This window comes from Acinetobacter lactucae (assembly GCF_013344765.1).
Taxonomy (GTDB): Bacteria; Pseudomonadota; Gammaproteobacteria; order Pseudomonadales; family Moraxellaceae; genus Acinetobacter; species Acinetobacter lactucae_A.
Map to the genome: position 1 here is coordinate 1 of NZ_JABVBF010000486.1, position 204 is coordinate 204.

General features: G+C 48.5%; 1 protein-coding gene. It reads right to left on the reverse strand.

What is annotated here, in order from left to right:
- Positions 1–204 (reverse strand): Ig-like domain-containing protein (locus HUN22_RS17970; RefSeq protein WP_174732157.1); only part of this gene is annotated, 204 nt, incomplete at both ends.

The window sequence follows — 204 nt, forward strand, 5'->3', positions numbered from 1 at the left end:
TGCTGTCTACAGTCACAACTTGGCTATCAGTTGAACCCACGTTACCGGCAGTATCCACCACACGAACATCGTAAGTGTAGTTACCATCAGTTAAGGTACGGCTATCTACATAACTCCAGTTGCCTGCAGTTACTGTCAAGTCGATCCAGGTTACACCACCATCTACACTGATCTGTGCAACTTCACCCGCTGCCAATGTGCCAG